At 50.8% G+C, this 24331-nt stretch carries 20 protein-coding genes and 1 tRNA gene; 5 read left to right on the top strand and 16 right to left on the bottom strand.

Annotated features, from left to right (window positions below):
- Positions 1–262: 262 nt before the first annotated feature.
- Complete coding sequence (locus OXI60_10375) at positions 263–1450, bottom strand: agmatinase family protein (GenBank protein ID MDE0310220.1); 1188 nt, start codon at positions 1448–1450, stop codon at positions 263–265.
- 518 nt (positions 1451–1968) lie between these two features.
- Complete coding sequence (locus tag OXI60_10370; GenBank protein MDE0310219.1) at positions 1969–3108, bottom strand: ABC transporter substrate-binding protein; 1140 nt, start codon at positions 3106–3108, stop codon at positions 1969–1971.
- A gap of 378 nt (positions 3109–3486) precedes the next feature.
- Between OXI60_10370 and OXI60_10365 the strand changes: the two genes are divergently transcribed.
- The gene (locus OXI60_10365) at positions 3487–4476 is read left to right on the top strand and encodes a LysR family transcriptional regulator (GenBank protein MDE0310218.1); all 990 of its coding nucleotides are present in this window, start codon (positions 3487–3489) and stop codon (positions 4474–4476) included.
- Between the two features lie 337 nt (positions 4477–4813).
- Complete coding sequence (locus OXI60_10360; GenBank protein MDE0310217.1) at positions 4814–5494, top strand: HAD family hydrolase; 681 nt, start codon at positions 4814–4816, stop codon at positions 5492–5494.
- Between the two features lie 70 nt (positions 5495–5564).
- On the opposite strand, the gene OXI60_10355 is transcribed toward OXI60_10360, so the two are convergent.
- Together OXI60_10355 and OXI60_10350 are read right to left on the bottom strand one after the other, a co-directional pair.
- Positions 5565–6458: an ABC transporter permease gene (locus tag OXI60_10355; protein MDE0310216.1), complete on the bottom strand. Its 894-nt coding sequence runs from the start codon at positions 6456–6458 to the stop codon at positions 5565–5567.
- Complete coding sequence (locus OXI60_10350; GenBank protein MDE0310215.1) at positions 6455–7417, bottom strand: ABC transporter permease; 963 nt, start codon at positions 7415–7417, stop codon at positions 6455–6457. The genes OXI60_10355 and OXI60_10350 overlap by 4 nt, the downstream gene beginning before the upstream one ends.
- A gap of 297 nt (positions 7418–7714) precedes the next feature.
- On the opposite strand from OXI60_10350, the gene OXI60_10345 reads away from it, so the two are divergent.
- A tRNA-Thr gene (locus OXI60_10345) sits at positions 7715–7790 on the top strand.
- Between the two features lie 232 nt (positions 7791–8022).
- A complete protein-coding gene (locus OXI60_10340) occupies positions 8023–9729 on the top strand; it encodes a DUF4143 domain-containing protein (protein ID MDE0310214.1) in 1707 nt (568 codons plus the stop codon).
- 420 nt (positions 9730–10149) lie between these two features.
- On the opposite strand, the gene OXI60_10335 is transcribed toward OXI60_10340, so the two are convergent.
- Positions 10150–10635: a DM13 domain-containing protein gene (locus OXI60_10335; GenBank protein MDE0310213.1), complete on the bottom strand. Its 486-nt coding sequence runs from the start codon at positions 10633–10635 to the stop codon at positions 10150–10152.
- 97 nt (positions 10636–10732) lie between these two features.
- Positions 10733–11680, bottom strand: a complete 948-nt coding sequence (gene gcvA / locus OXI60_10330) for a transcriptional regulator GcvA (GenBank protein ID MDE0310212.1) — start codon at positions 11678–11680, stop codon at positions 10733–10735.
- A gap of 493 nt (positions 11681–12173) precedes the next feature.
- Here gcvA and OXI60_10325 point away from each other — a divergent pair, with 493 nt between their 5' ends.
- Positions 12174–13493, top strand: a complete 1320-nt coding sequence (locus OXI60_10325) for an SAF domain-containing protein (protein MDE0310211.1) — start codon at positions 12174–12176, stop codon at positions 13491–13493.
- Between the two features lie 132 nt (positions 13494–13625).
- On the opposite strand, the gene OXI60_10320 is transcribed toward OXI60_10325, so the two are convergent.
- The 10 genes from OXI60_10320 to OXI60_10275 all read right to left on the bottom strand — a co-directional run bounded on the left by OXI60_10320 (position 13626) and on the right by OXI60_10275 (position 24177).
- Complete coding sequence (locus OXI60_10320) at positions 13626–14063, bottom strand: zinc ribbon domain-containing protein (protein MDE0310210.1); 438 nt, start codon at positions 14061–14063, stop codon at positions 13626–13628.
- 22 nt (positions 14064–14085) lie between these two features.
- Complete coding sequence (locus OXI60_10315; GenBank protein MDE0310209.1) at positions 14086–14988, bottom strand: hydroxymethylglutaryl-CoA lyase; 903 nt, start codon at positions 14986–14988, stop codon at positions 14086–14088.
- Positions 14985–17015: a biotin/lipoyl-binding protein gene (locus OXI60_10310; protein MDE0310208.1), complete on the bottom strand. Its 2031-nt coding sequence runs from the start codon at positions 17013–17015 to the stop codon at positions 14985–14987. Before OXI60_10310 ends, OXI60_10315 begins: the two co-directional genes overlap by 4 nt.
- Before the next feature lie 4 nt (positions 17016–17019).
- Positions 17020–17835 (bottom strand): enoyl-CoA hydratase/isomerase family protein, encoded by an 816-nt coding sequence (locus OXI60_10305; protein ID MDE0310207.1) that lies wholly within the window; start codon positions 17833–17835, stop codon positions 17020–17022.
- 10 nt (positions 17836–17845) lie between these two features.
- The gene (locus tag OXI60_10300) at positions 17846–19444 is read right to left on the bottom strand and encodes a hypothetical protein (GenBank protein MDE0310206.1); all 1599 of its coding nucleotides are present in this window, start codon (positions 19442–19444) and stop codon (positions 17846–17848) included.
- 30 nt (positions 19445–19474) lie between these two features.
- Positions 19475–20077 carry a 2-hydroxychromene-2-carboxylate isomerase gene (locus tag OXI60_10295; GenBank protein ID MDE0310205.1) on the bottom strand — a complete coding sequence of 201 codons (603 nt, stop codon included), beginning with the start codon at positions 20075–20077 and terminating at the stop codon, positions 19475–19477.
- A gap of 35 nt (positions 20078–20112) precedes the next feature.
- Positions 20113–21297, bottom strand: a complete 1185-nt coding sequence (locus OXI60_10290) for an acetyl-CoA C-acyltransferase (protein MDE0310204.1) — start codon at positions 21295–21297, stop codon at positions 20113–20115.
- Positions 21298–21322: 25 nt separating this feature from the next.
- Complete coding sequence (locus OXI60_10285; protein ID MDE0310203.1) at positions 21323–22492, bottom strand: isovaleryl-CoA dehydrogenase; 1170 nt, start codon at positions 22490–22492, stop codon at positions 21323–21325.
- A 6-nt stretch (positions 22493–22498) separates the two neighbouring features.
- The gene (locus OXI60_10280) at positions 22499–22945 is read right to left on the bottom strand and encodes a PaaI family thioesterase (protein MDE0310202.1); all 447 of its coding nucleotides are present in this window, start codon (positions 22943–22945) and stop codon (positions 22499–22501) included.
- Between the two features lie 203 nt (positions 22946–23148).
- Entirely contained in the window at positions 23149–24177 is a 1029-nt protein-coding gene (locus OXI60_10275; GenBank protein MDE0310201.1) for a nitronate monooxygenase, read from the bottom strand.
- Positions 24178–24331 lie beyond the last annotated feature (154 nt).

Here is a 24331-nt window from a genome sequence, read left to right as displayed (position 1 = left end):
ACGCCAGAATCGGGCTGTTGATGCGAAAATAATGCTCTAACGCGATTTCAGGGTACTGCTGCGTTTGAACTTTCCGGAAATTGCGCGCATCACTTTATCTTGCCGTTAGGCAGGGGTTGTCTTGCTTTCAATAAATTGGGGCACGACAAGGCAGATCACCATCTTATGGCTACGCAAGTGCTAATGAAAAATCAGCTTCCAATGCATGAGGAAGTCCATGAGGTACCACGGCGGTCGAAATGCTTATCTTTCGTAGCGCGGTTCAGCTCTGTACTTGGGCACGATGTCCAAGTTTTCCTTCGGTGGTCAACGTACCCAATACGTCAAGCACCACTCGGCACGCCAGTTGAGAGGTGTTCTGATTAACATCGTAGGGAGGTGCGACTTCCACAACTTCCATTCCACAAAGACCTTCTCTCGCGATCAACCGTACTAACTCCAACGCTTCTCTTGGCATTAACCCGCCGGGTTCAGGTGAACCGGTACCGGGGGCAAATCCTGGATCTATGGAATCGATATCGAAAGAAAGATAAACCGCTTTCGCATTTTTCCAGGCAAGGTCCAAAGCCATTTCAGCCGCCTTCTTGATTCCGAGTTCTTCAATATCCGTCATTGTCATCACGCTGGACCCTCGTTCCCTCGCTACTTCGGACCCCGGTCTTGATCCGTACCACCCTCCAATTCCCATCTGAACAAGATTTTTAGGAGGACAGTTTCTTAGTCCGATGTCATGCATATGACTGTGCGAATGATGGGTGGTTGAGACATCCCGGCCTTCATGTTCGTGTCCATTGGATGTCCAGAACCAGGGTGTAGTGTGCATTCGTTCATCCATGTCCATTTCCTGCATATCAATATGCCTGTCAATATGGATAATACCGACATTTCCATCGATATGGGGTGCGATCCCCCGCACATTCGGATAGCCCAGACTGTGATCGCCGCCCATTAGGATTGGGAACACACCGGAAGTATAAATATAGGAAACAGCTTTGGTAACCTGATCGAAAGTTTTTTCAATATTACCTGGAATCACAAAGATATCCCCGGCATCGCACAGATCAAGCTCTTCTTGAATATCGACTGCGCCATCTACGGAATAACCATCGTATAGCGCGGATATCTGACGCACAGCCTGGGGACCGAACCGGGCGCCAGGTCGGTAGGTTGTTCCCGTATCAAAAGGAATACCGACAAAAGCAGCTTCATATTCCCCTACTTTTCTGATGTCTTCACAGTAAGGTGCTTTCATGAACGTATTGATCCCTGCAAAGGCAGGCTGGTGGCCGCGACTGAACAGAGAAATGGTTCTGTCGTTTATAGATTCCGCGGCTTCAAGCCCAAATTCCAGCGAACGTTCAATCTCTTGCTGTTGTTTTGTTTGGGAAATTTTCCCCAATCTTTTTAGGTTGCGATTGCCTCGCAATTCCCCAGTCTTCTTATCAGGCATTTTATGTATCCAAAATCAATTAAAAAAACGGCCAGTTTCCCAAAGCAACTTTCACGCCGCAACAACCGCTGCAGACGGCAGGCGAAACTCAGCGGTTGCGATGCACTGGCGCATGTGCGAAGTCAACCTGCTCTCACACCGAATTCCCCTGGACGGTCTTGCCACGCTTTTCCAGATATTCTTGCCAAGGACCGAATCGGTTATGAAACCACGACCTTGTCCCCCATTTTTGCGCTGTCCTTGAACGCTGCGATGGTAAATGTCGCAGGGTAATAAGGGCTCGGGCAAATGCGAAGAGGCATGTACTTCAGTATGTAAACAATAGGATTCAGTTCGAAATATTCCCACGAACCTGATCTAAGCAGTCTTCAGCCATGCGTCTGCCGAGGCAATGACGCAACTGCTGATTTGACCAGCACCCACTGAGTGCCGATTAGGCCGTGCGGCATAAAGGCCTCCGATCGTTTTTCTACTGAGGGATTGGAATGCTGCCACAAGGGTTCACTTACGAGAAGGCTCTAGTCTGTGCCGAGTCGCCCAATCCACTGATTGGAATTATATATGTCAACAATTCCATCATCTGCCAGCGATTGCAATATTGAAGTTTCTATGCCCTCCGACGGGGAGGTTTTGGTAGACATCACATCTGCCTCAATATATACATCACCAAACAGATCCCATGTTTGCAACGCGTAACCTTCAGCACAGTCGGGTGCGCCATCGAATAATTCTTGACCCCAGCCACTTGGTTTGGCAGGCGCTTCTACAATGTTTTGCGGCAAGCTTGCGCAAAGAGGCGCACCGCCCAGACCAAAAGCCCCGAGATTTTGAGATGCGTTGAGCATCACTGCGCCATACTGGGTTTCCTTTACATCGCTTATTGGCCAATCAAGGCCTTTGGCGATAATGTCATTCCCTTCTTCCGGATTACTTTTCCACCAGTCAACAGCTTCAAACCAGGCGCGCAAAAGCTCTTTGGCAACTTCGGGCTTTTCTGCCAGCCATTTACTGTTGCATGCGATGGATTCTGATATCAGTCCACGTTCCCAAGTCTTGTCAGACAGGCTTGTTTTGAGGACATGGGACCCGGGTCGCCTCAGGGACTGCCTGGAAAAAGGGATGTAGTTCACATCAATATCCAGAGCACCGCTAACGAACGATGCAGCGCTGTCCTGAGGAAGGAGAACGGTATGGTCCAATTGGTCAAACGGTATGCCGGCCTTCTTCAGGGTCAGCAACATCCACATGTGATTCAGAAATGCATAGTCTGCCCCGAATCTTTTGCCGGGGAAATCGTTTACAGAGTGGATTTGTTCACTGACTACCATTTCATCCAATCCGTATGACATGGCTGGAATAGCTATGACCTTCACCGGAACATCGGCAGCAGCGGCAACGACCAAAGAGTCAAGAGTGTTCATCATGCACTGTAGGTCAGTGCCCGAAATGGCCGCGTTTTTGGCGGTGATGTCTTCAATGATTCGAACAGATAAGTCAATACCCTTAGCCATCCCTTTTTCCTGAACAATATACCAGGGGGCGTAGGGTGAAAAAGAAATGATGGCAATGTTTACTTTTTCGTTTGCGTAACTGGTTGCAGCGACAACACAAAAGCCAAACGTAACCATCAGCATGATTGCCTTATTCAGTAATTTCATAACGGCACCTTCGTCTGGTTGGTCTTTTCGAAAAAAATTTGAGAATTGTCGCATTATTAACATAAATATTTCGGCATGTAAATGCCCATTCATATATTTAATTCATAGATATAATCTATGTTTACCTAGAATTTGAACATTGGAGATTTCAGCTCAAATTCTGGCTTCTATTGTGGACGATCAAATCATTTCCAAATTACCACTTCACGTAAGCCATGTTTCAGGAGTTTTTCAGACATGGGCGGTGTTCTCAAGGCAAGGCAGGCGAGTCTCGGAATCAGGTCTGACAGACTGGACTGACGGTTGAAGTGGCATTCGAACTCCGCCAGGTGCTGAATCTCACAATGAATTCACCGGGCATTCCCGGATTGTTCGAGGGTGAAAACTTGGTTTTCGTTTTATCAGCCTATGACAATATCTCACGCTAAGTTTGCCAGTTCCCTAGACTGGAATCTTCTCAAGGTTTTTCATGAAATCGTGATTTCGAAAGGGGTAACAGCTGCATCTATAAGCTTATCCAAAAAGCAGTCAACGATCAGCTATGCGCTCCTTAAGCTCGAGGCGGAGCTCGGTGTCAGATTGTGTTTTAGAGGTCCGGGCGGATTTGGACTGACAGATGAGGGACAACTGTTGTTCGAGCAGTGCCGTCCAATGTTTAGTCGAGTCGACAGCATTCCCAAAAACATGGATAAATTTTCGGAGAATGTTCATGGACTCCTCAAAATACAGATGGTGAGCAATATCGTTTGTGCGCCTTTGGATAAAATTCTGAACCGATATATTCGGTTGTATCCGGATGTGGAATTGGAAATCGAAATTGTGGCTTGGGAAGCCATTTCAAAAACGATACTTCGCGGCAGTATTGATATCGGAATAGCGCCGATCAGCACGAAGCACGACGAATTGCATTACGAATTGTTGTTTCGGGAAACGCATCGAGCATATTGCAATTCGGAACACTCACTGTTTGGAACAAGAATCAGAAACATTGACAGGCTGTCGAAAGAGAAATTCGTGCTCACAGGAGATGACGAGCCGGAGCAATTGACCAAATTCAGAATGAAGCACAAACTAGGGCACCATATCGGTGGGATATCTTCCAATCTGGAAGAGGCAAAACGTTTAACTCTTGCGGGCTCGGGAATCTGTTTTTTACCGGAGGGCTTTACGGAAAGGGAGGTTAGCGCCAGTCAATTGTGGCCATTGACCGATAAAATTGATACGCTTACACTGGACATTTTTGTGATCACCCATCCCAAAGTTCCCGAACGTCTCGCAATTCAGCATTTCTTGAAGCAGGTTACAGAGCGTCCTAAAACGCATGCTGCAATTCAAAACGCGACTGAATCATCAAGATTCGCCGAATGATGATATGAGGCCTATAAGTCCTGCAAGAAATGCATAGTAACGTGCATTCACTATAAGGCTCCTTCCTGACTCGCACCGCAGGGACTTCTCAGCTATCACAACCAATTGGGAAAATCGATGCCAGGCATCAGCCCGCGCCATTAAGGCCGATAGCCTATGCAGCCCCTTCGGCTCGTATTGTGGAGCGTTATTGGGATGACCTGCAAGATAGGGAACTCGTTTTTTTGCCATTAGAATATATTTTCCAAAAAGCAAGGCTGACAGAATTGGGCACGGATGCTGACCTGCGATCACCAACTGCCATCCACTTTTCGAACTTTCTTGAGCGGTAAACACAATGAATGAGATTCGGGCAATAACCCTCGACTTGGACAATACGCTTTGGGATCTTATGCCGACACTTGAGCGGGCAGAAGCGAACAGTTATGCGTTGCTCAGGCAGATCTATCCGAATGTAACCGAGCGGTATTCGGTTCGGCAAATACAAGATTTACGCCAGGACATTTTTGAAAGCATGCCACAAATCCGACATGACCTTACGGAAGTTCGACGGCAGGTATTCACCCGCATGTTGACAGCATGCGACTATGGCCTTGACGGAGTGGATGCACTGATGCAACGGTTTCTGCATGACAGAAATCAACTGACTCTGTATCCAGATTCGCTGAGTGCACTCAAAATTTTGCACGGCAGGTATCCTTTGGTTTCCCTGTCCGACGGCAATTCAGACTTAGAGAAAGTCGGCATTCGAGATTATTTTGTTGGTTGTGTGTATGCAGCTGATGTAGGAGTCATGAAACCTCATCAGGCGGGCTTCCTCAAAGCCTGCGAAATCGCCAAAACCCAACCTAGGGAAACCTTACACATCGGCGATAGTCCAGATTCGGATATCGATGGGGCAAGGAATGCGGGACTACAGACGATGTGGATGCGCAGATACAGTGAGACGTGGGTGAAAGATTATCAACCTGACTTTACGGTCACGTCAATGGCTGAAGCAGTTGACATTCTTTGTTGACCTGCGTTTTCCAGACGACTCAAGGCAAGGTCGTGCGATTCGAGAGTTATCGACAACACGCCCAACTCGGTTAGCGGTTTCTTGATCTGGGGGCCAGGGCATCCTGAAGGCCATCGCCGAGAAAATTGAAAGAGATCACCGTCAGGAAAATCAAGACTCCCGGAAAGAACGCCAGTGTCGGCGCCTCCCAGATCAGTTCCTGCGCGTTGGTCAGCATGTTGCCCCAGCTTGGTGTCGGCGGATTTATGCCGAGACCGAGAAAACTGAGGATTGATTCGAACAGAATGATATTTCCGACTGACAGTGTGGTGGCGACGATTATCGGTGACGCCAGACCCGGAAGAATATGGATCAGTACGATCCGTCGGCTTCGCACACCCATTGCGACAGCAGCCTGTACATAGGGCTGTTCTCGAAGTGTCAGTACTGATCCCCTGACCAGTCTTGCCACGCCGGTCCATCCAACCAGGCTGACGATAACGATAATCTTATAAAGACCGATATCCCTGTGATATGCGATTTGTGCGGGGATTCCCAGTTTCTCAAGGTCAATGGCGGCGAGCACAATGAGCAGAGGCAGCAATGGCAGTGCGATCACACTGTCCGTGGCGCGCATCAGGAAACTGTCGAGCCAACCTCCTCGGTAGCCGGCTATCAGACCGACAGCCGTGCCAATTATCGCAGCGAAAATTGCAGCAGTGAATCCGACAATCAGGGAAATTCTGCCGCCGTACGCAAGTCTCACAAGCAAGTCGCGTCCCAGATCATCAGTACCGAGTGGATGTTCCAGGGAAAAGGGCTGGAAACGGGCAAACAGATCAACCGCCGACATCTCGGTATCAAGAAGCAATTCAAACAGCGGGGCGGATAAAGTAAAGCTGACCAGGATCACAAGCAACACGAAACTGACCATTGCCAGTCGATGATGCAGCAGATTTCGGATAAATCTGGATTGTGCGTTCATTTGTCGTCCGTACGATATGAGATTCTCGGATCTAATGCTACATAGGCAATGTCAGCGAGAAAGTTTGCCGCCAGCGTTACGCAAGTCACCATCAGTAACCCGACCAGCGCAAGGTTGTAGTCACTGCCAAGCACCGCATCAAAGAGAAGTTTACCCATGCCGGGGTAACCGAACATGAACTCGGTGATCAGGGCACCTGAAAAAAACGCACCGACATCCAAAGAGATGATGGTGACGACCGGAATCATGGAGTTTCGCAATGCGTGACCCCTGAAGACCTGTCTTTCCGACAATCCTTTAGCGAATGCGGTTCGAATGTAATCCTGTTGCATCGAGTCGTGCAAAGAAGCCCTTACGTATCGGGTCACACCACCGATACTCACCATCGCGAGCGTAATCACGGGAAGGATGAGCCCTTTCGCCCGTTCAACCAAACCGACGTCGCCCAAAGGCAAGGCATTGGCCGGCAGCCAACCCAGAATGACTGAGAAAAGCAATATCAGCATCAAAGCCAACCAGAAAGGGGGCACGGAGATGCCTGCGAAACAGATCATGTTGATCGAGTAGTCCGCAACACTATGTATGCGTCTTGCGGCAAGAAGACCCGCAGGAATAGCGATTGCGACGGATACCAGCAGTGCGAGCCCCATCAATACGAGCGTATATTGAAGTGCAGTCCACAAAACAGTCAGTACCGGTTTTGCATACAGCCGGCTGTAACCGAATTCACCCTGCAGCGCTTCAAACAACCAGTTCGCATAGCGCCGATGAAGTGGTTCGTCGAGTCCATAGATTGCCTTGATGCGGGCGGCATCCTCCGCGGTGAGGCGGGGATCGGCACTGATCAGCAAGTCGACCGGGTCACCAGGCATCAGTCCAAGCAGCATGTAGCAGATGAACGACATCAATAGAACGACGAAGGCTGTCTGAATCAGTCTCGAGAAAAGGAAATGAGCCATGGTTTAAGCGTGATAAAAAAAACGACTGATGCGTGTGTGGATTTTGTTCATTTTATTTGTAAACCGCTCATTTTTTGTCAGGCATTTGAATGTCAGTGACTGGCAGGGAACTTCAGGCGAACATATATTTAGGTTTACTTCTGTGAATGGAGGCGGAGCCGCGCGGTGTACTCGTTTGTTATAATGAAAGCCGTCTTCACTGACACGATTCTCCACCTATAACCACGTTACAGTTTCTGACAAATCAGTCCTGCTGATTGATCTTGCGGGAATCAGACAGGCAATCCAAATTTCGTAGCCGGTGTAGCTCAGACGGCAGAGCAGCTGATTCGTAATCAGCAGGTCGGAGGTTCAATTCCTCTCACCGGCACCATCCACCCTCATGAATTGAAACACCCGATGATCAGAAATCCGGGTTCGACCAACTGAGCTGCGGTTATGCAGCCGACTGCAAATTGCGACACCGTAAATCGGCACTGAGGACATCAGCTTGACCTTGCCGACATTTGGAAGATTCACTTTGCTATAGAAACAGATTTATCCTTCATAATATCGTATAATTCAAAATATGATATTAAAATATACGATATATTTGAATTAGTAGAATGTTTGTAAAAAGAGACCTCGCACCAGTATTGCGGGCTGCTGCAACCCAATCGCCGGTTGTAACGCTAACCGGTCCAAGGCAAAGTGGCAAAACTACTTTGGTGAAAAAGCTATTCGAGAATCACGCTTATGTAAATTTGGAAGCGCCAGATTTAAGGGCGTCTGTTCAAAACGACCCACGCTCGTTTCTAAAGCGTTATTCCGACGGTTGTATTGTCGATGAAGTGCAACGCGTTCCGGACCTGGTTTCCTATATTCAGACAATCGTTGACGAAGATCCTAGGCCAGGTCGCTGGATACTCACAGGGTCACAGAATCTTCAGCTATCAGAATCCATCAGTCAGTCTCTAGCTGGACGAACCTCTGTTTTTACGCTTTTCCCGTTAACGCGAAACGAAATTGTTCAGTTTCAACACGCACCTTCGGAACTATACGAGACTCTATATTGTGGCGGGTACCCTCGAATATTCAACGAATCTCGAATTCCGAGCGAATGGTTGAGAAATTACGTCCAAACTTACCTTGAACGTGACGTACGACAACTGGCTAATGTCGGAGACTTAGATACCTTTCAAAGGTTTGTTGGACTATGTGCCGGACGCAGCGGCACTTATCTGAATTATTCGTCACTGGCAACAGACTGCGGGATTTCGCAACCTACCGCTAAAAGCTGGATTTCTCTGCTGGAGGCCAGTTTCATTGTTTTCCGATTGCCTCCATTTACCGGCAACGTACGAAAACAACTGATCAAGATGCCCAAACTCTATTTTTATGATACCGGGTTGATGTGCTGGTTGTTGGGAATTCACGAGATCAGCCACATACCAACCCATCCGCTTTTTGGTCAGATATTTGAGACCTGGGTCGCCAGCGAAATCGTAAAGCACCGGGCCAACTTGGGCACGTTCAATCGAATGTTCGTTTATCGGGACCGAAATGGGGCGGAAGTTGATTTCGTTATCCCCCAATCTGACAAATTGCTGCTGGTTGAGGCAAAATCTTCAATGAAACCGGCACTATCGCTGTTCAAGCAGGTCAAACGCGTTGGGACTCACCTTGAACACTTGCCGAAAACAATCGAATCGACTGTCGTATACGGTGGCGATCACTCTCACGAGTATTCAGGTCAGCGGTTAGTACCTTGGCGCAAATTGAGGTACCCATTTGAATCCGTCAGTGATGCCGGCGAGTATGAGAACTTTGCGCTGGTTTCCATTAGTGCTGATGGGCAGCGAATGCCTGGTGTCAATGTGCTGGCATTGTTTCAAAACAAAACTTGGGTCGCCGCAACAACGGACAGTCGAGGCATCGCAAAATTTTCACTTCATACCATGACTGAAAAGATGAAAGTGTACGCTGCAGTTGCGGGATATTCTGCAGAGCTGCGCCTCGACTGGATTCCAAGTCAGAACAAATTGGACATTGACCTGCGTGCGTTGCCAAATGGCGGTTCGGTAATAATCAAGAGCAGCAGCGGAAATGTACCGGGTTTATCGGGTCCAATTGATCCTTTTCTTGATGCTCAAGACCACACATACTTCTATGCGACAAATATTGCCGTCAATGGAGGCAATCAACAACCGGTGAACTTCAAAATCAATGAGATTGTTCATCTTGCCGATGCCAATGGCAATACGTGCAATATTCGATTCATCGACATCACCGGTCAGTCCTCGCTGCTCGAATATTTTCCCGAAAAACAATGACTTTTGCATCCTGATCCCAATCATTTGCGTATTCTGATTTATGTGAACGCGAATCCGCGAGGTCCGGAAACTGGTTCACTTCGATAATAAACGGCCGTAGATGGCACCGAATTTGGATTTGGCGGGCTGTCAGGGATTCGGACCCCGGGCCAATTGCAAAGAGTCAAACCGAGCTGACGGCCGGCCGAATATCCGAAGCGATTGTCAGTCAGGCAAGTTCCGATTTGCACAACTGAGTCCCAAGCAAATTTGACCTGATGTCTTCGTTAAATGCATTTGAGACAATTGAAAGTAGGTGTTGAGTATTGTGGGAAGCGGTGTTGCGGGCCGCAGAGATTGTAATCAGACGAGCGCAAAGAATAATGATCTCAACGCTCATTCAAAATCGGGAAATAACCGAAAACCGGTCTCGACACCGCTCTAATCGATGCGTGCGCTAGCGATATACATCGCGAACGCTTCACACCATACGACCACATTGTCGTATACATCAGTGTCCAAATCGGGTGGCAACTCGAAACTCTGGGGACCGGAGAAATTCTTTAGCTTTGAAATCTCAACTGCCTGGGCTTTGATTCTCTTGAAGTCGTCCCGGTTATCAACAAACTTTGTGGTCATGTAGATACGGTAATCCGGTCCGGGTGCAAGCCTCACATCGTCTTCAAATATCAGATGTCCTGAAGACAATCGAATTCTGCCCTCACCCCAGTGAAGTGGGTCCGAACCGGGACTGTCTCTGTCAAATTCACCGGTTGGGTCTGATTCGGAAAAGACCTGGACGGTTTCAGATTGTCGTCTGTCGCCAAGAAATTCAACAAGGATCGGAAGGGTGTATACCCCCAGTGCGAACCCAACTGCAGTCCCCACAAACAGCCCCGCCAATGCCCCCCATAACCATTTCTTCATTGCTATCACCAGCGTTGTACAGTTAATAAATCGGATTATATACGCTTATTTTCTTCCCAAATTGTGACGGTCGTCCACCGTGACATGGATCGGGCAATCAGGCAACATCAGCTTTGAAACTGCTACGAATGACCTGATCAAATGAAATTTGTGACTGAGCCGCCTCAGCCAGCAGCCATTTTCGAAATGCCGCGATTCTTGGTTGAGCCAATGTCTTGTGAGGACAGACAAAATAGTAGGACACAGGGGATCTGCTATCTACATCAAAGAGTTTCACCAGGCGATTGGACTTCAGGTCGTCGTCGACGTAAGCACTGCGAGCCAGTGCAATGCCTTGGTTGTCAATCGCTGCCTGAATCGACATGCTGGTGTCCGGGAATCTGGATCCTCTTGGCAGCGACTTGACCGTGATTCCAGCATCCCTGAACCAGTCTCTCCAGCGCGGACAGTTATCGAAAGAGTGCCGGTACAGCAATGGGTAGTGTACCAGGTCAGCAGGACGCTTAGGCGGTGTTATGCGCTTTAGGAAATCAGGACCGCAGACCGGAAAGACATGCTCGTGAAGCAGCGTGTCAACATGCAAATCCGGCCAGTCACCATACCCCAGGCGAATAGCGACATCGACTTCTTCGGTGGCGAAATTGACAATTTCATCGGTAGTTGATATCCAGATACCGATGTCAGGGTACAGGTCATTGAAGCCTCCGAGTTTGGGCACCAGCCATTTCACTGCAAATGACTGCAGCAGACTCACGCGAATCGACGAGCGAGTTTCCGTGTTGGTAATATCGTTCAGGACGCGTTTCATGCTGTCAAGAAAATCACGTATAACAGGCACGATGAGCTGGCCTTCTTTGGTAATGATGAGACGTCTTCCCTGTCTCTCAAACAACTTGAAATCCCAAAGATCCTCAATATGTCTGATCTGATGACTGACAGCACTTTGAGTGATACTCAACTCTTCCGCCGCTTTGGTGAAGTTGAGATGTCGGGATGACGCTTCGAACGCTCGTAGAGCCGCGATTGGGGGAAGATGATGAATCATTTCTGCCTCTAGTATGTATAAAATCGATATATCATAGATATATTATTGTCACAAAACAACATATTTACTTATATAAACAATATCTTACATTGATAAATGTCAGTTTAATACATGAGTATATATTCATGTATAAATGAAAATATATATTATTACTGATTGTCAAGTCAAACTAACATAATGTGGAAAGTTCTAGGTTACGCATGGTTTTGGTTTCCGGGCTGTGGCAGTAGCATTGAATGACATGGATGAAATTTAGAGCAGGGACGCTCTGATTATTATAGTTTCTTCGTGAATCCTCTTTTATGTGTTTGGCTGGATTCGTAGTCCGCCAAACACTTTTTTTTTCGCCCTCGTCCGGGTCACCACTGTACACGATCTGTCGATGAGTCAATCACGCCGTCAGATTGTGTAATAATCCTTTAGTTTCGGCGGTTCGAAAATCCGCCGGCTGGAAAATATATAACATGTCGACTGAAATTACAGTGGTGACCCAATGAATCTGTATTCACTTTTGCAAGATCGGGAACGTACGAAGCAACCGATTCGCGTAGGTATCATCGGTGTGGGGAAATTCGCCACTATGTTCATGGCGCAAATCATACGAACACCGGGTATGAAGTTGGTCGGGGTATGTGACTTGGACCTTGGACGCACCCGAAATAATCTCCACTGTGTCGGTTTTACCGAGCAGGACCTGCGGGAGATACTGATCACGGAAGATTCAACTCAACTTTTGGAACGCGCAGACGTTGATGTAGTCGTTGAATCCACCGGAGACCCGATCGTTGGAGCCCGACATGCGCTGATGTGTATAGAGCATCGAACCGATGTTGTCATGGTCAATGTGGAAGCGGACGTACTGGTCGGTGCTGTGCTGGCGACAAGGGCAAGGGAGAATGGAGTCATTTATTCTCTCGCATATGGTGATCAGCCGGCTCTCATTGTCGAACAGGTGGATGCGGTTCGGTCGATGGGACTGGAGGTGGTCTGTGCCGGAAAAGGTACCAAATATCTTCCTTCCTACCACCACTCAACACCTGACACCGTCTGGGACCACTACGGCCTGACCAGGGAAGATGCCGAAAAAGGAGGAATGAACAGCAAGATGTTCAATTCATTTCTGGATGGAACAAAGTCGGCCATAGAAATGACCGCGGTGGCAAACGCAACAGGACTGAGCCCACCGCACGAGGGTCTGACCTTTCCGGCATGTTCGGTTGACGAGCTGGGTTCGCTGCTCATACCGCAGTCCGACGGAGGGATACTGCCCCAAAAAGGTATGGTGGAGGTGGTCTCATCGCTGAACCGGGATGGTACGGAAGTGGACCGAGACCTGCGATGGGGGGTGTATGTGGTCTTTGAAGCCGGGACCGAATATGTCGCGCGGTGCTTTCGTGAATATGGCCTTTTGACAGATTCCACGGGGAGATACTCCGCACTGTATCGTCCCTACCATCTAATTGGTCTCGAGCTGGGCATTAGTGTTGCATCAGTCGCATTGCGCCGAGAGCCGACCGGATGCCCGATGACGTTCGCGGCCGATGCCGTATCAGTTGCCAAGCGCGATCTGGGAGCTGGCGAAGTATTGGATGGTGAGGGCGGCAGTACGGTTTGGGGAAAGATATTGCCGGCTCAAACCTCATTGAATCTAAAGGCTTTGCCGATCGGATTCGCGTCGAAACTTACGCTGCGTAATTCGATCGCTGAAGGAAGTGTAGTGACTTGGAACGATGTGATGACGGATGAACTGAACGACATACACAGGCTCAGAAAAAAGATGGAACAGGACCTTTCCAAGTCGACTTCGGACTAACATGAGTTGAGGTGGTCGCTGTCTTGGATGTCGCTGATCGGTAACCTGTGCTATCCATTGCAATCTTTTCGATGATTGCCATGACAAGACCGGTCTTCTGCATTCAGAGTCGGAATCTGGGTGCAAAGGCGATTACTTTTTGAGATTATCGTGATTGCTTGGAACCGTCTTGAAGATCACTTGTTGTGCTGGATGTGACTGAGGCAGATCCAATGTATGGATCTGTACCAGGTTCCCGACTTTCACGTCTTGCTCCTCACAACGACCGAGACATAAATTGTCTGCCCCTTTCATCTGAATCAAGGCAAAAGCGACGCTATTTCCATTCGTACCCCTGCCGGCAGTGAATTCGACAACTTCCCCTGTACCGTTGAGTTCAATCCAATCAGTTTCAGACCAGTCATCGCCGCAGACAATTCGCGGGGGAAAGTTCACCTTTCCACATGCCGGGCAGCTGGATGCGAGAGCGCGGGCATCGGCCAACGCATCGAAATAGGGCTTCAGTGCACCAAGCGAATAGGTGTAATCCAGCTCGACTTTCAGCGAGAAGTAATTGGAAGCATCCGACATTTTCGGAATTGTTCCTCAGCTCTCAGCCGCTCAAGCGGGCGTTCGCAACTCTTGATGCAGGAGATCTATTCAAGTTGTCGAACACGTACTTCGATATGTCAACAAGCTTGTCCAGGTCGACGCCAGTCTTCACACCCATTCCCTCCAGCATATAAACCACATCCTCCGACGCGACATTACCACTTGCACCTTTCGCATACGGACACCCTCCCAGCCCGCCGACTGAGCTGTCAACTGTGGATATACCACGTTCAAGCGCAGTAAGAATATTCGGCAGAGCCTGCCCATAGGTGTCATGAAAATGGACCGCAATCGAAGCGAGGGGAACCGATTTTTCCAACTCCAATAGCAGGTTTTTCGTGCCGGTCACAGTACCGACTCCAATGGTATCGCCCAACGATACCTCATAACACCCCAATTCAAACAATCGCTCCACTACAGGAATTACCTTGTCCTCGGTCATACGTCCCTCATAGGGACAGCCCAGTACACACGAAACGTAACCTCGTACAGGAATCTTGTTCTCGTTCGCACATTCGACGACCGGCTCGAAGCGTTCGAATGATTCATCGATTGAACAGTTCGTGTTTTTCTGCGAGAAGGATTCTGAAGCTGCTGAGAATATCGCGATTCGATCGACATTGGCCTCAACCGCTGCATTCATACCGACCATATTCGGTACCAGTGCAATCAGCGCAATGTCTTTCGACCTTCGAACCGTATCCAATACCTGACGGGTGTCGGCCATTTGCGGCACCCACCTGGGCGACACGAAGCTTCCCACTTCCAAGGCACCGAAACCACATCCAGCGAGCCGTTCGACCAGTTCAACCCGAAAGTCCACCGATGTCATGACCGACTCATTCTGCAAGCCGTCACGAGGGCCAACCTCGACCAGACTGACTTCACCAGGAGTGTTCATCATAATTTCTCAACCGAATTCGTCGACGAAGACTCCGCAGACTCCACGACCAAGCATACAGCTCCTTCATCCACCTGATCATTTTCCTCGAAATTGACCGCTGAGACAATGCCAGCGACAGGACTGGAAATATGGTGTTCCATTTTCATCGCTTCGATAACAATCAGATTCTGTCCGGATTTGACACTTTCTCCCTGTTTGACCAACACCCTGACCACACGACCCGGCAGCGGCGCGGCAAGTGAACCCTCGCGAGTAGCCGGCGCCTTTGGTGCCGAAACCCGATCAGTGACTGCAAGTTCGTACCTCACAGTGTTGTGAAATACGACCAAAGACCTGTCCAATTCAACCACGTTGACACACCAGTCGGTTCCATCAAGGTTGGCGCAGACCAGTTTTTCGTCAATCACTGCATCGCGACAGGTAATTTTGCCCAACCCACAGTCAGCTGACAAGGCATCGTTATGGACTCGGATGGTGACATTGACAATTTGGTTATCGTGTTCAAGATTCCAAGTTGTCTCACGCGTCGAATTCAGCCTCCATCCGTTGCTCAGATGCCATGGTGAATCCGCGTCAACTGTCACTTCCGAAGCCGGAAGTCGATACGCCTTGCCCGACGAGGCATTCAGGAACAATGCAGTCAGAACTGCAATCGCATCTGGAAGTTTTGCAGCGCCCGGAGTCAGTTCGTCCAGGTTGTTTTCAACAAACCTGACATCAATCGTTCCATGTCGAAATGTATCGTGCCGTAAAAGATTGACCAGAAATTCCACATTTGAATCCAATCCGATAATCTGAACTTCATTGAGTGCTGCGGTCAACTTATCAATTGCGTCAGCCCGGTCCTGTCCGTAACCGACGATCTTGGCTATCAATGGATCGTAATGCCGGTCGACATCATCGCCTTGGCGCACACCGCTGTGAATCTGAATCTGGTCGGAGGCCGCAGGCATGGACAGGTATCTGATGTTGCCCGGTGACGGTAGAAACCCCTTTGATGGGTTCTCGGCGTAAAGACGAGCTTCGACCGCGTGACCGAGTGGTCGATCGGGCGCTGTGAATGACGATAAATCCTCGCCTGCTGCGATTCGCAGTTGCCATTCAACCAGATCAACCCCGGTAATCTGCTCCGTGACGGGATGTTCCACCTGAAGACGGGTATTCATTTCCATGAAATAGAACCGGTTCCCGACGAGTAAATATTCCACTGTGCCCACATTGTGATAATCGAGTGATCTAGACATGGCGATTGCCGCCTCATACATATCTGATCGTATTTCGCATGGAATATCGGGCGCAGGGGCTTCCTCGACAATTTTCTGGTAGCGTCGCTGGGCTGAGCATTCCCGGTCGAATAGGTGCACCAGATTTCCATGCTGATCAGCGGCAATCTGGACCTCAATGTGTCGCGCGAACTCAAGAAACTTTTCAATGATGATCAGGTCATCGTCAAATGCCTCCTTGGCCTCGGACTTGGCTGATTGAAGAAGTTCAGCGAACTGATTCTCACTGTGAACAATGCGCATTCCTCTGCCACCGCCACCTGCAGAGGATTTGAGTAACACCGGGAATCCAATTTTGCGGGCAGCTTCAATCATGTTGTCAGGCCGCTGGTCTGAGTCCCTGTAACCCGTCATGACCGGTACACCTGCCTGTATGGCGATTGAAGCCGCAGCAGATTTGGACGCCATGACCCGAATGGCTTTGGACGACGGACCTATGAATTCAATAGATTGGTTTTCACACAGTTCCGCCAGCAGGCTGTTCTCCGATAGGAACCCATATCCTGGATGAATGGCATCTGCACCTGTCTGGCGCGCCGTTTCTACGATTCTTTCCGCATTCAGATAACTTTCCGATGGTCGGGCGCTCCCAATCTCAACGGCCTCGTCCGCAAGCGCGACATGCAGCGCATTGCGGTCGACATCGGAATGGACGGCCACAATCTTGATGCCGAGTCTGCGTGCGGTCTGTGTGATCCGACATGCAATCTCGCCACGATTTGCGATGAGAAGCTTTTCGAACAATGAATCAATGCTCGCTGCGCCACGGCGGCAGTCGTTTCTCAAGAAATGCGGCCGTTCCCTCGCGGCCCTCATCCGAAGCCCTTACCTGTGCAATCATTTGAGACGTCTGCCGTCGGATTTCGTGGCTTATGTTATTGGATACAACATTTTGCAGTTGCATCTTGGCGATTTTCTGCGCTTCGGGCGCGCTTTGGAGAAGTTCTTGCAAAATTGTCTGTCGGAGCGTCGACAGTTCACGATCCTCACAACACTCGTTGATCAAACCCACATGTCTGGCAGTCGATGCACCGAAACGTTCTCCTGACAGAAAGTACCTTCTAGCGTTACGGGTGCCCATGGCTTCTACAACATATGGACTGATGACCGATGGAATCAGTCCGATCTTGACTTCAGACAGACTGAAGACCGCGTCCTCGGATGCGATAGCGATATCACAGCAGGCGACTAAACCGACACCACCTCCAAATACTGCGCCGTGAACGTGAGCAAGTGTCGGTTTTGGGAACCGATACAATCGGTCCATCATTTCAGACATCAGACCGGCATCCTCAAGATTCTGCTCTTCATCATAGTCCGCCATCCGACGCATCCAGTTGATGTCGGCACCGGCGCAGAAGCTTTTTCCAGCACCGCGCACAACAACTATCCGCACATTCGGGTCCGACTCCAGCGAAATCATCGCCTGTGTAATTTCAGCGATCATGACTTCATTGAATGCGTTGTGAACATCTGGCCTGTTCAGGGTGACGGAGCAGATGCCTTTTTCGTCAACCGAGAGGTCGATGGTTTGATTATTGCTGGCAAAAGATGAGTCATTCATTGCGCCCACCTCACATCCTGAAGATCCCAAACTGTGTTTTTGTATCGGGTGCATTGCAAGCGGCCGAAATCCCAAGAGCCAAAACCATTCGGGTGTCTGCAGGATCAATGATTCCATCATCCCACAAACGCGCGCTCGAATAGTACGGGCTGCCCTGGGTTTCGTACTGGTCAACAATGGACTGCTTGAATGCCTGCTGCTCGTCTTCGCTCCAGGAACCTTTTTTCATGTTGTCGGCTCGGACTTGTGCAAGAACATTCCCGGCCTGCTCGCCGCCCATGACTGAGATTCTTGCGTTGGGCCAGATCCAAAGAAATCTGGGACCGTATGCGCGACCGCACATGGCGTAGTTTCCGGCACCGAAACTGCCACCGATGATCACAGTGAACTTGGGCACCTTCGCACACGCAACTGCGGTAACCATTTTTGCGCCGTCTTTCGCTATTCCGCCCGCCTCGTACTTCTGACCTACCATGAATCCGGCGATATTCTGCAGGAAGACCAGGGGAGTGCCGCGCTGGCAGCACAGTTCGATGAAGTGGGTCGCCTTGAGTGCCGATTCGGAATAAAGGATGCCGTTATTCGCGATGATGCCGACCGGGTACCCCATGAGATGCGCGAATCCACAGACCAAGGTATCACCGTACATTTTCTTGAACTCGTGCAATTCGCTGCCGTCGACCAGGCGGGCGATGACCTCTCGCACGTCATAGCTTTGACGCAGGTCGGTTGGCACGATTCCATAAATTTCGTTTGCATCATACAGGGGCGGGACGGTCTGAATCTGTCTTGAACTGGATTGGGCCCGATTCAGATTTCTCACGATGTCCCGAACGATGGAAAGGGCATGCTGGTCGTCATTGGCATAGTGATCGGTTATTCCGGACTGGCGTGAGTGAACGTCCGCACCGCCGAGATCCTCGGCTGATACGGTTTCACCGGTCGCTGCCTTGACCAGCGGAGGTCCGCCCAGGAAAATTGTTCCTTGCCCGCGGACGATTACAGACTCATCACACATTGAGGGTACGTAGGCGCCGCCTGCCGTACATGAACCCATGACGGAAGCGATCTGGGGTATGCCTGCGGCTGACATGTTGGCCTGGTTGTAGAAAATTCGTCCGAAGTGCTCCCGGTCCGGGAACACATCGTCCTGCAAGGGAAGATAGGCTCCTCCAGAGTCGACCAGATAAATGCAGGGCAGGTGATTGTCTGACGCAATCTCTTGGGCGCGCAGGTGCTTTTTTACAGTGGCCGGATAGTAGGTGCCGCCTTTTACCGTAGCATCGTTGGCGAAAATCATCACTTCGAGTCCGCAAACCGACCCGATTCCGGTCACGATGCCGGCTGACGGGACGTCTCCGCCGTACATGTCGTATGCGGCATAGGGTGCGACTTCCAGAAATGGCGAACCTTTGTCCAACAGCAACTGGATTCGATCTCGGGCAAGAAGCTTGCCCCGATCAGTGTGTCTTTTCCGAGCAGTATCGCTGCCGCCGGACCTGATCGTGTCAAGTACCGAGTCAAGCTCCCCGACCAGCCGGGTCATTGTCTGTTTTCGGTCCTGAAAATCGGCACTGTCGGTGTTGACTTGTGACTCAATGACAGCCATGACGATGTCTGTGCGCTCCGTCGCGTTCGATTACCAGCCGCCTGTCTTGATCCATGCTTCCAGAAGTCCCATGCGATCATGACCCCAGAACTGCTCATTGTCAACGACAAAAAATGGGGAACCGAATATTTCCTGTCTCACCGCGTTGTCGGTCGCATCCCGAACCAACTGCTTGACCGACAGATCTTCCAGTGCTGCGCCCAGTTCATCTGAATTGACCCCCAGGCCTTCGGCAATCGAGACCACTACATCCGGTTGCGAAATCAATTCGTCGCGGATGAAGTAGGCGCGAAAAATTGCCTGCGCCAAATCCTTTGCCTTTGCCTTGTCGCTTCTTTGCAACCAATAGTAGGCTCTGCAGGCGGCGACTGTGGCGATAGGGAACGTCGATGGCTGATTGAGCTCAATGCCTTCAAACCGTGCGAAACGTTCCAGGTCGTTCTCGCTGTAATTCCTGAGCATCGGAATCTGCACCAGAGGTTTGCGCTCGGTGATCTTCATGACCGCCCCCATCAGGTACGGGCGCCACACAACTTCGCAATCACAGCGAGCCGCAAGATCGTCAACTTTCTCGCTGGAGAGGTATCCATACGGCGAGGAGAAGTCGAAATAGAAGTCTACAATCTTTTTCATGCTGATATCCAACCTGTGGTTTGTTGACCGCTCACCTATGGGCGAACCACTCCGATCGCGGTGGCCTCTCCACCTCCGATACAAAGCGTCGCAATACCGCGTTTCAAGTCGTATTTTTCCATTGCTGCGATCAGGGTCACGAGGATGCGGGCGCCGGAGGCGCCGACCGGGTGTCCGAGCGCACAGGCCCCTCCGTGGACGTTCACGCGATCATGTGACAGTCCCAGACTGTGCATTGCCGCCATGGTTACGACGGCAAACGCCTCATTGATCTCAAATAAGTCGACGTCGTCGACTGTCCAGTCAAGCCTTTCGAGCAGGCGCTTGATCGCACCGATCGGAGCGGTTGGAAACAGATTCGGCTCGGCCGCGTAAGTTGAATGCCCCACCAGTTGCGCGATCACGCTCGTCCCCCGTCGTTCGGCTTCGGTCCGGGCCATGAGGATCACACTGGCTCCGCCATCAGAAATTGAACTGGAATTGGCCGCGGTCACGGTTCCATCGTTACGAAACGCGGGTTTCAGGAACGGGATTTTTTCAGTGTTGGTTGTCTGCGGCTGTTCATCGGTCGAAACGACATATTGATCCTTTCGGGTCTTCACCTCAACTGCCGTGACTTCCCTCGCAAAGGTGCCGTTTTCGGTTGCTTTCTGTGCCCGGGTGAGGGACTCGATCGCGAAATTGTCCTGCGCTTCGCGACTGAACCGATAGGCTTGTGCGCAGTCTTCTGCGAATTCTCCCATCAACGAGCCTTTCTGGTAGGCGTCTTCCAGTCCGTCTATGAACATGTGGTCCATCATTTGTCCATGTCCCATTCTCAACCCGCCCCTGGCTTTCGGGATCAGATAAGGCGCATTGGTCATGCTCTCCATCCCACCGGCAGCTACCACAGAGTTGGTTCCCGCCACAATCGAATCGTAGCCGAGCATCACAGTTTTCATACCGGAACCGCACATCTTGTTGACCGTCGTGCAACCGACTGATTTCGGAATGTCGGCGGCCAGCGCTGCCTGTCGGGCAGGAGCCTGACCCATTCCAGCGGGGAGCACACAGCCCATGAGCACTTCATCGACGTCTGCACCTTGAATACCGGCGTCGTCGAGAGCTGCCCGAATTGAGCTGCAGCCGAGTTCCGGGGCGGACTTTGCCGATAGGCGACCCTGAAATCCACCGATCGGAGTTCGGGCCATTCCGGTTAGGACTACTGAGGAAGCCTGCATCATCATATCTCCTGTCACTTGCAGATTATTGTGTTTCCAAGAAAAGTTCGCGTCCGATCAGCATGCGACGAATTTCGCTTGTGCCGGCACCAATTTCGTAAAGCTTGGCATCCCTGAGCAGACGCCCGGTCGGTGTTTCATTGACGTAGCCCATACCACCCATGGCCTGTATCGCCTCGAGCGCACACCATGTGGCCTTTTCGGCGGTATAGAGGATGACTGCTGCGGCATCTTTGCGTGTTGTCTCACCTCGGTCACATGCCTTCGCAACGGCGTAGGCATAGGCACGCGATGCGTTCAATGCAGAGTACATGTCGGCCAGCTTGCCTTGGATGAACTGAAATTCTCCAATGGCCTTTCCGAATTGCCTGCGTTCATGAACGTAGGGAACGACAACATCAAGACAAGCCTGCATAATTCCAAGTGGACCTCCTGACAGTACAACTCTTTCGTAATCCAGGCCGCTCATCAGCACCTCAACGCCACGGCCGACCTCACCCAGCACGTTTTGGGCAGGAACCGCACAGTTGTCAAAGACAAGCTCCCCGGTATTCGAACCGCGCATGCCCAGTTTGTCCAGTTTCTGTCCGGTAGAGAATCCATCGAACTGCCTTTCGATGATGAAGGCCGTGATGCCTCTTGACCCGGCTTCCGGTGACGTCTTGGCGTAAACTACCAACACGTCGGCATCGGGTCCGTTGGTGATCCACATCTTGCTGCCGTTGAGGATGTAGTGGCCGTTTTCGACTTGTGCCCGCAGATTCATACTGACGACATCGGACCCGGAGTTCGGTTCTGACATTGCCAGTGCTCCCACGTGCTCGCCACTGATCAGTCGAGGCAGATACTCTCGCTTTTGTGAGTCTGTCCCATTTCTGCGAATTTGATTGACAGCCAGGTTAGAGTGCGCGCCATAGGAAAGACCGACAGATGCCGAAGCGCGGCTTATTTCCTCCATGGCGACGACATGTTCCAGGTAACCCATACCGGCTCCACCGAATTTTTCCTCGACCGTGATGCCAAGCAGTCCCATGTCGCCCAGCTTCTTCCACAGATCGGACGGAAATTCGTTGGACTGGTCAATGTCGGCAGCTCGCGGCTGAATCTCATTCGCAGCAAACTCGCGAACACTCGCCCGAAGCATGTCGGCGATCTCTCCCAAATCAAAGTTCAGTGCTGAATAGTCGCTGCCCATCAGGGATTAATCCGGGTGAGGAATACAAATGGTGGTCTGTTGCATGATCGCACACAGTTTTCGGCTTTCACCGCGATGCGAGAACACCTCAATGTTCGATACGGTCAAGGTCTTGCCGGCTTTGATCACTGTCGCTTCTGCGCAAAGCCTGTCGCCTGAAGCCGGTACCAGCAGATTGATTTTGAATTCCACGGTCAAGGTCTGGCTATCGGCCGGCATCAGCGTCAATGCTGCGTATCCACCTGCTGAGTCAGCGATCGTACTGGTTGCTCCTGCGTGAAAGAACCCATCTTGCTGAGTCAGTTTTTCGTTGAACGGCAATTCGATTATACAGCGTCCGGGCCCGACGTCGCGGATCGTCGCTCCCATCAGCTTCATGATTCCCTGTTCGACGAAACTCTGTCGTACCTTGGACTCGTAGTCCGGATTCAATGCTTTGAAGTTATTTGTCATTTTACTTATCGTCGACTGATTTCCAACGTTCGAAGTCAATCAATATACCCTAAACAACCGTGTCAGATAATCTACAGATCACACAGCCTGTCAATCGGTACCGGCAGTGGCAGCTGATCTGCGTCAACAGTACTTGTATCGGATTTGACTGTTCCCAGTGGCGAACTCGCTGACTGACAAAATTGCCACAGCCTTAACCCGCTTCAGGCCAGAAGGTTCAAAGCCCCGTTCCATAAATCGCGAGTCAGCTTGTCCGCTGCAACCGCCCTTGCCAGAGAGGCTGACTGGCCTGCCCAAGCCTGAATCCTGTCCAGATCGTTGTCGCGACGCCCTGCGGTCGTCATCTGTTTGGTGAGCGCCCGCTGTACGGGATACGGTCGGGGATCGGGCGCATCCGATGCGGCTGAGGCTTTGGTGTAGGCCGTCGCGATCGATCGTCCCAGCCTGCCGGTAAATGACCGTGTGAGCATCGTGCCATCAGGAGCCGATTTTCCTATCTCGTCAGCCCACGCCGACGGAATGGCCGCCTGCGGGCAACGCAAAAAGCCAGTGCCGATTTGCACTGCCGAGGCACCGAGCATCAGTGCCGCCGCAACTCCCCGGGCGTCTGCAATTCCACCGGTCGCTACAATTGGCAAATGCACCGAGTCTGCGATGGCGGGAATCAGGGAGAACAGCCCGGCGAGTGACTGTTGTGCATCTTGTGCCCTGAAAGTGCCTCGGTGGCCGCCCGCCTCAACGCCCTGAGCGACGATCACATCAGCCCCTGCCTGTTGTGCCTCGAGCGCTTCTGCCACTGTCGTCACGGTGGCAAACCAGAGTATCCCCTGTGACTTCATTCGCGTGATGAATTCATCCGGATAGATCCCCATGATGCTTGAGATCACACGCGGCTTGGACTCAAGCATGGCATCACACTGAGCATTGAATTCGGGCGCGGTGATTTCGGCGACTTCAGGTTGGGTCTCACCACTGAATTGACTCAGAAAGTCCACCACCCGTCTTTCCTCGCAATCGTCGCGAACTGGCGCAGGGTCGGGAATCCAGTTATTGAGTTGAAAAGGTCCGTCGCTCGAAGCCCTGAAGTCACTGCACCATTGGACAATTTGCTCAGGACTCATCAGGAGCACGCCACACGCACCAAGACCACCGGCATTGGCCACACTGATCGAGAGTTCCGGCGGGCAGGCACCCGCCATCGGCGCCAGCAAAACCGGCAGTTTCGTTCCCATACTTTCGCAGAATTGGCCAACTCTTCGAAAAAGCGCTTGTTCGATTGTCATGTTGTGCTGTTGTCTTGTTAATGCAGCGGGCAGGAATTTTGCATTCTTGTTCGATTGCAACTGATTTCGCTCAAATACCGTTGAGAGCGGCAGTCGGAAGAAC

Source organism: Acidiferrobacterales bacterium, from assembly GCA_028820695.1.
GTDB lineage: Bacteria > Pseudomonadota > Gammaproteobacteria > Arenicellales > JAJDZL01 > JAJDZL01.
Note: the sequence above shows the minus strand (reverse complement) of the source record. Positions and strands in the feature narration are given on the sequence as shown.

What these genes read in the sequence shown, in the direction of transcription:
- OXI60_10295 (MDE0310205.1), bottom strand. Translation starts at nt 20,077, where the DNA reads ATGAAAAAGATTGTAGACTTCTATTTCGACTTCTCCTCGCCGTATGGA.
- OXI60_10275 (MDE0310201.1), bottom strand. Translation starts at nt 24,177, where the DNA reads ATGGGAACGAAACTGCCGGTTTTGCTGGCGCCGATGGCGGGTGCCTGC.
- OXI60_10375 (MDE0310220.1), bottom strand. Translation starts at nt 1,450, where the DNA reads ATGCCTGATAAGAAGACTGGGGAATTGCGAGGCAATCGCAACCTAAAA.
- OXI60_10325 (MDE0310211.1), top strand. Translation starts at nt 12,174, where the DNA reads ATGAATCTGTATTCACTTTTGCAAGATCGGGAACGTACGAAGCAACCG.
- OXI60_10360 (MDE0310217.1), top strand. Translation starts at nt 4,814, where the DNA reads ATGAATGAGATTCGGGCAATAACCCTCGACTTGGACAATACGCTTTGG.
- OXI60_10280 (MDE0310202.1), bottom strand. Translation starts at nt 22,945, where the DNA reads ATGACAAATAACTTCAAAGCATTGAATCCGGACTACGAGTCCAAGGTA.
- OXI60_10300 (MDE0310206.1), bottom strand. Translation starts at nt 19,444, where the DNA reads ATGGCTGTCATTGAGTCACAAGTCAACACCGACAGTGCCGATTTTCAG.
- OXI60_10285 (MDE0310203.1), bottom strand. Translation starts at nt 22,492, where the DNA reads ATGGGCAGCGACTATTCAGCACTGAACTTTGATTTGGGAGAGATCGCC.
- OXI60_10370 (MDE0310219.1), bottom strand. Translation starts at nt 3,108, where the DNA reads ATGAAATTACTGAATAAGGCAATCATGCTGATGGTTACGTTTGGCTTT.
- OXI60_10305 (MDE0310207.1), bottom strand. Translation starts at nt 17,835, where the DNA reads ATGAATGACTCATCTTTTGCCAGCAATAATCAAACCATCGACCTCTCG.
- OXI60_10290 (MDE0310204.1), bottom strand. Translation starts at nt 21,297, where the DNA reads ATGCAGGCTTCCTCAGTAGTCCTAACCGGAATGGCCCGAACTCCGATC.
- OXI60_10335 (MDE0310213.1), bottom strand. Translation starts at nt 10,635, where the DNA reads ATGAAGAAATGGTTATGGGGGGCATTGGCGGGGCTGTTTGTGGGGACT.
- OXI60_10340 (MDE0310214.1), top strand. Translation starts at nt 8,023, where the DNA reads ATGTTTGTAAAAAGAGACCTCGCACCAGTATTGCGGGCTGCTGCAACC.
- OXI60_10320 (MDE0310210.1), bottom strand. Translation starts at nt 14,063, where the DNA reads ATGTCGGATGCTTCCAATTACTTCTCGCTGAAAGTCGAGCTGGATTAC.
- OXI60_10350 (MDE0310215.1), bottom strand. Translation starts at nt 7,417, where the DNA reads ATGGCTCATTTCCTTTTCTCGAGACTGATTCAGACAGCCTTCGTCGTT.
- OXI60_10315 (MDE0310209.1), bottom strand. Translation starts at nt 14,988, where the DNA reads ATGATGAACACTCCTGGTGAAGTCAGTCTGGTCGAGGTTGGCCCTCGT.
- gcvA (MDE0310212.1), bottom strand. Translation starts at nt 11,680, where the DNA reads ATGATTCATCATCTTCCCCCAATCGCGGCTCTACGAGCGTTCGAAGCG.
- OXI60_10355 (MDE0310216.1), bottom strand. Translation starts at nt 6,458, where the DNA reads ATGAACGCACAATCCAGATTTATCCGAAATCTGCTGCATCATCGACTG.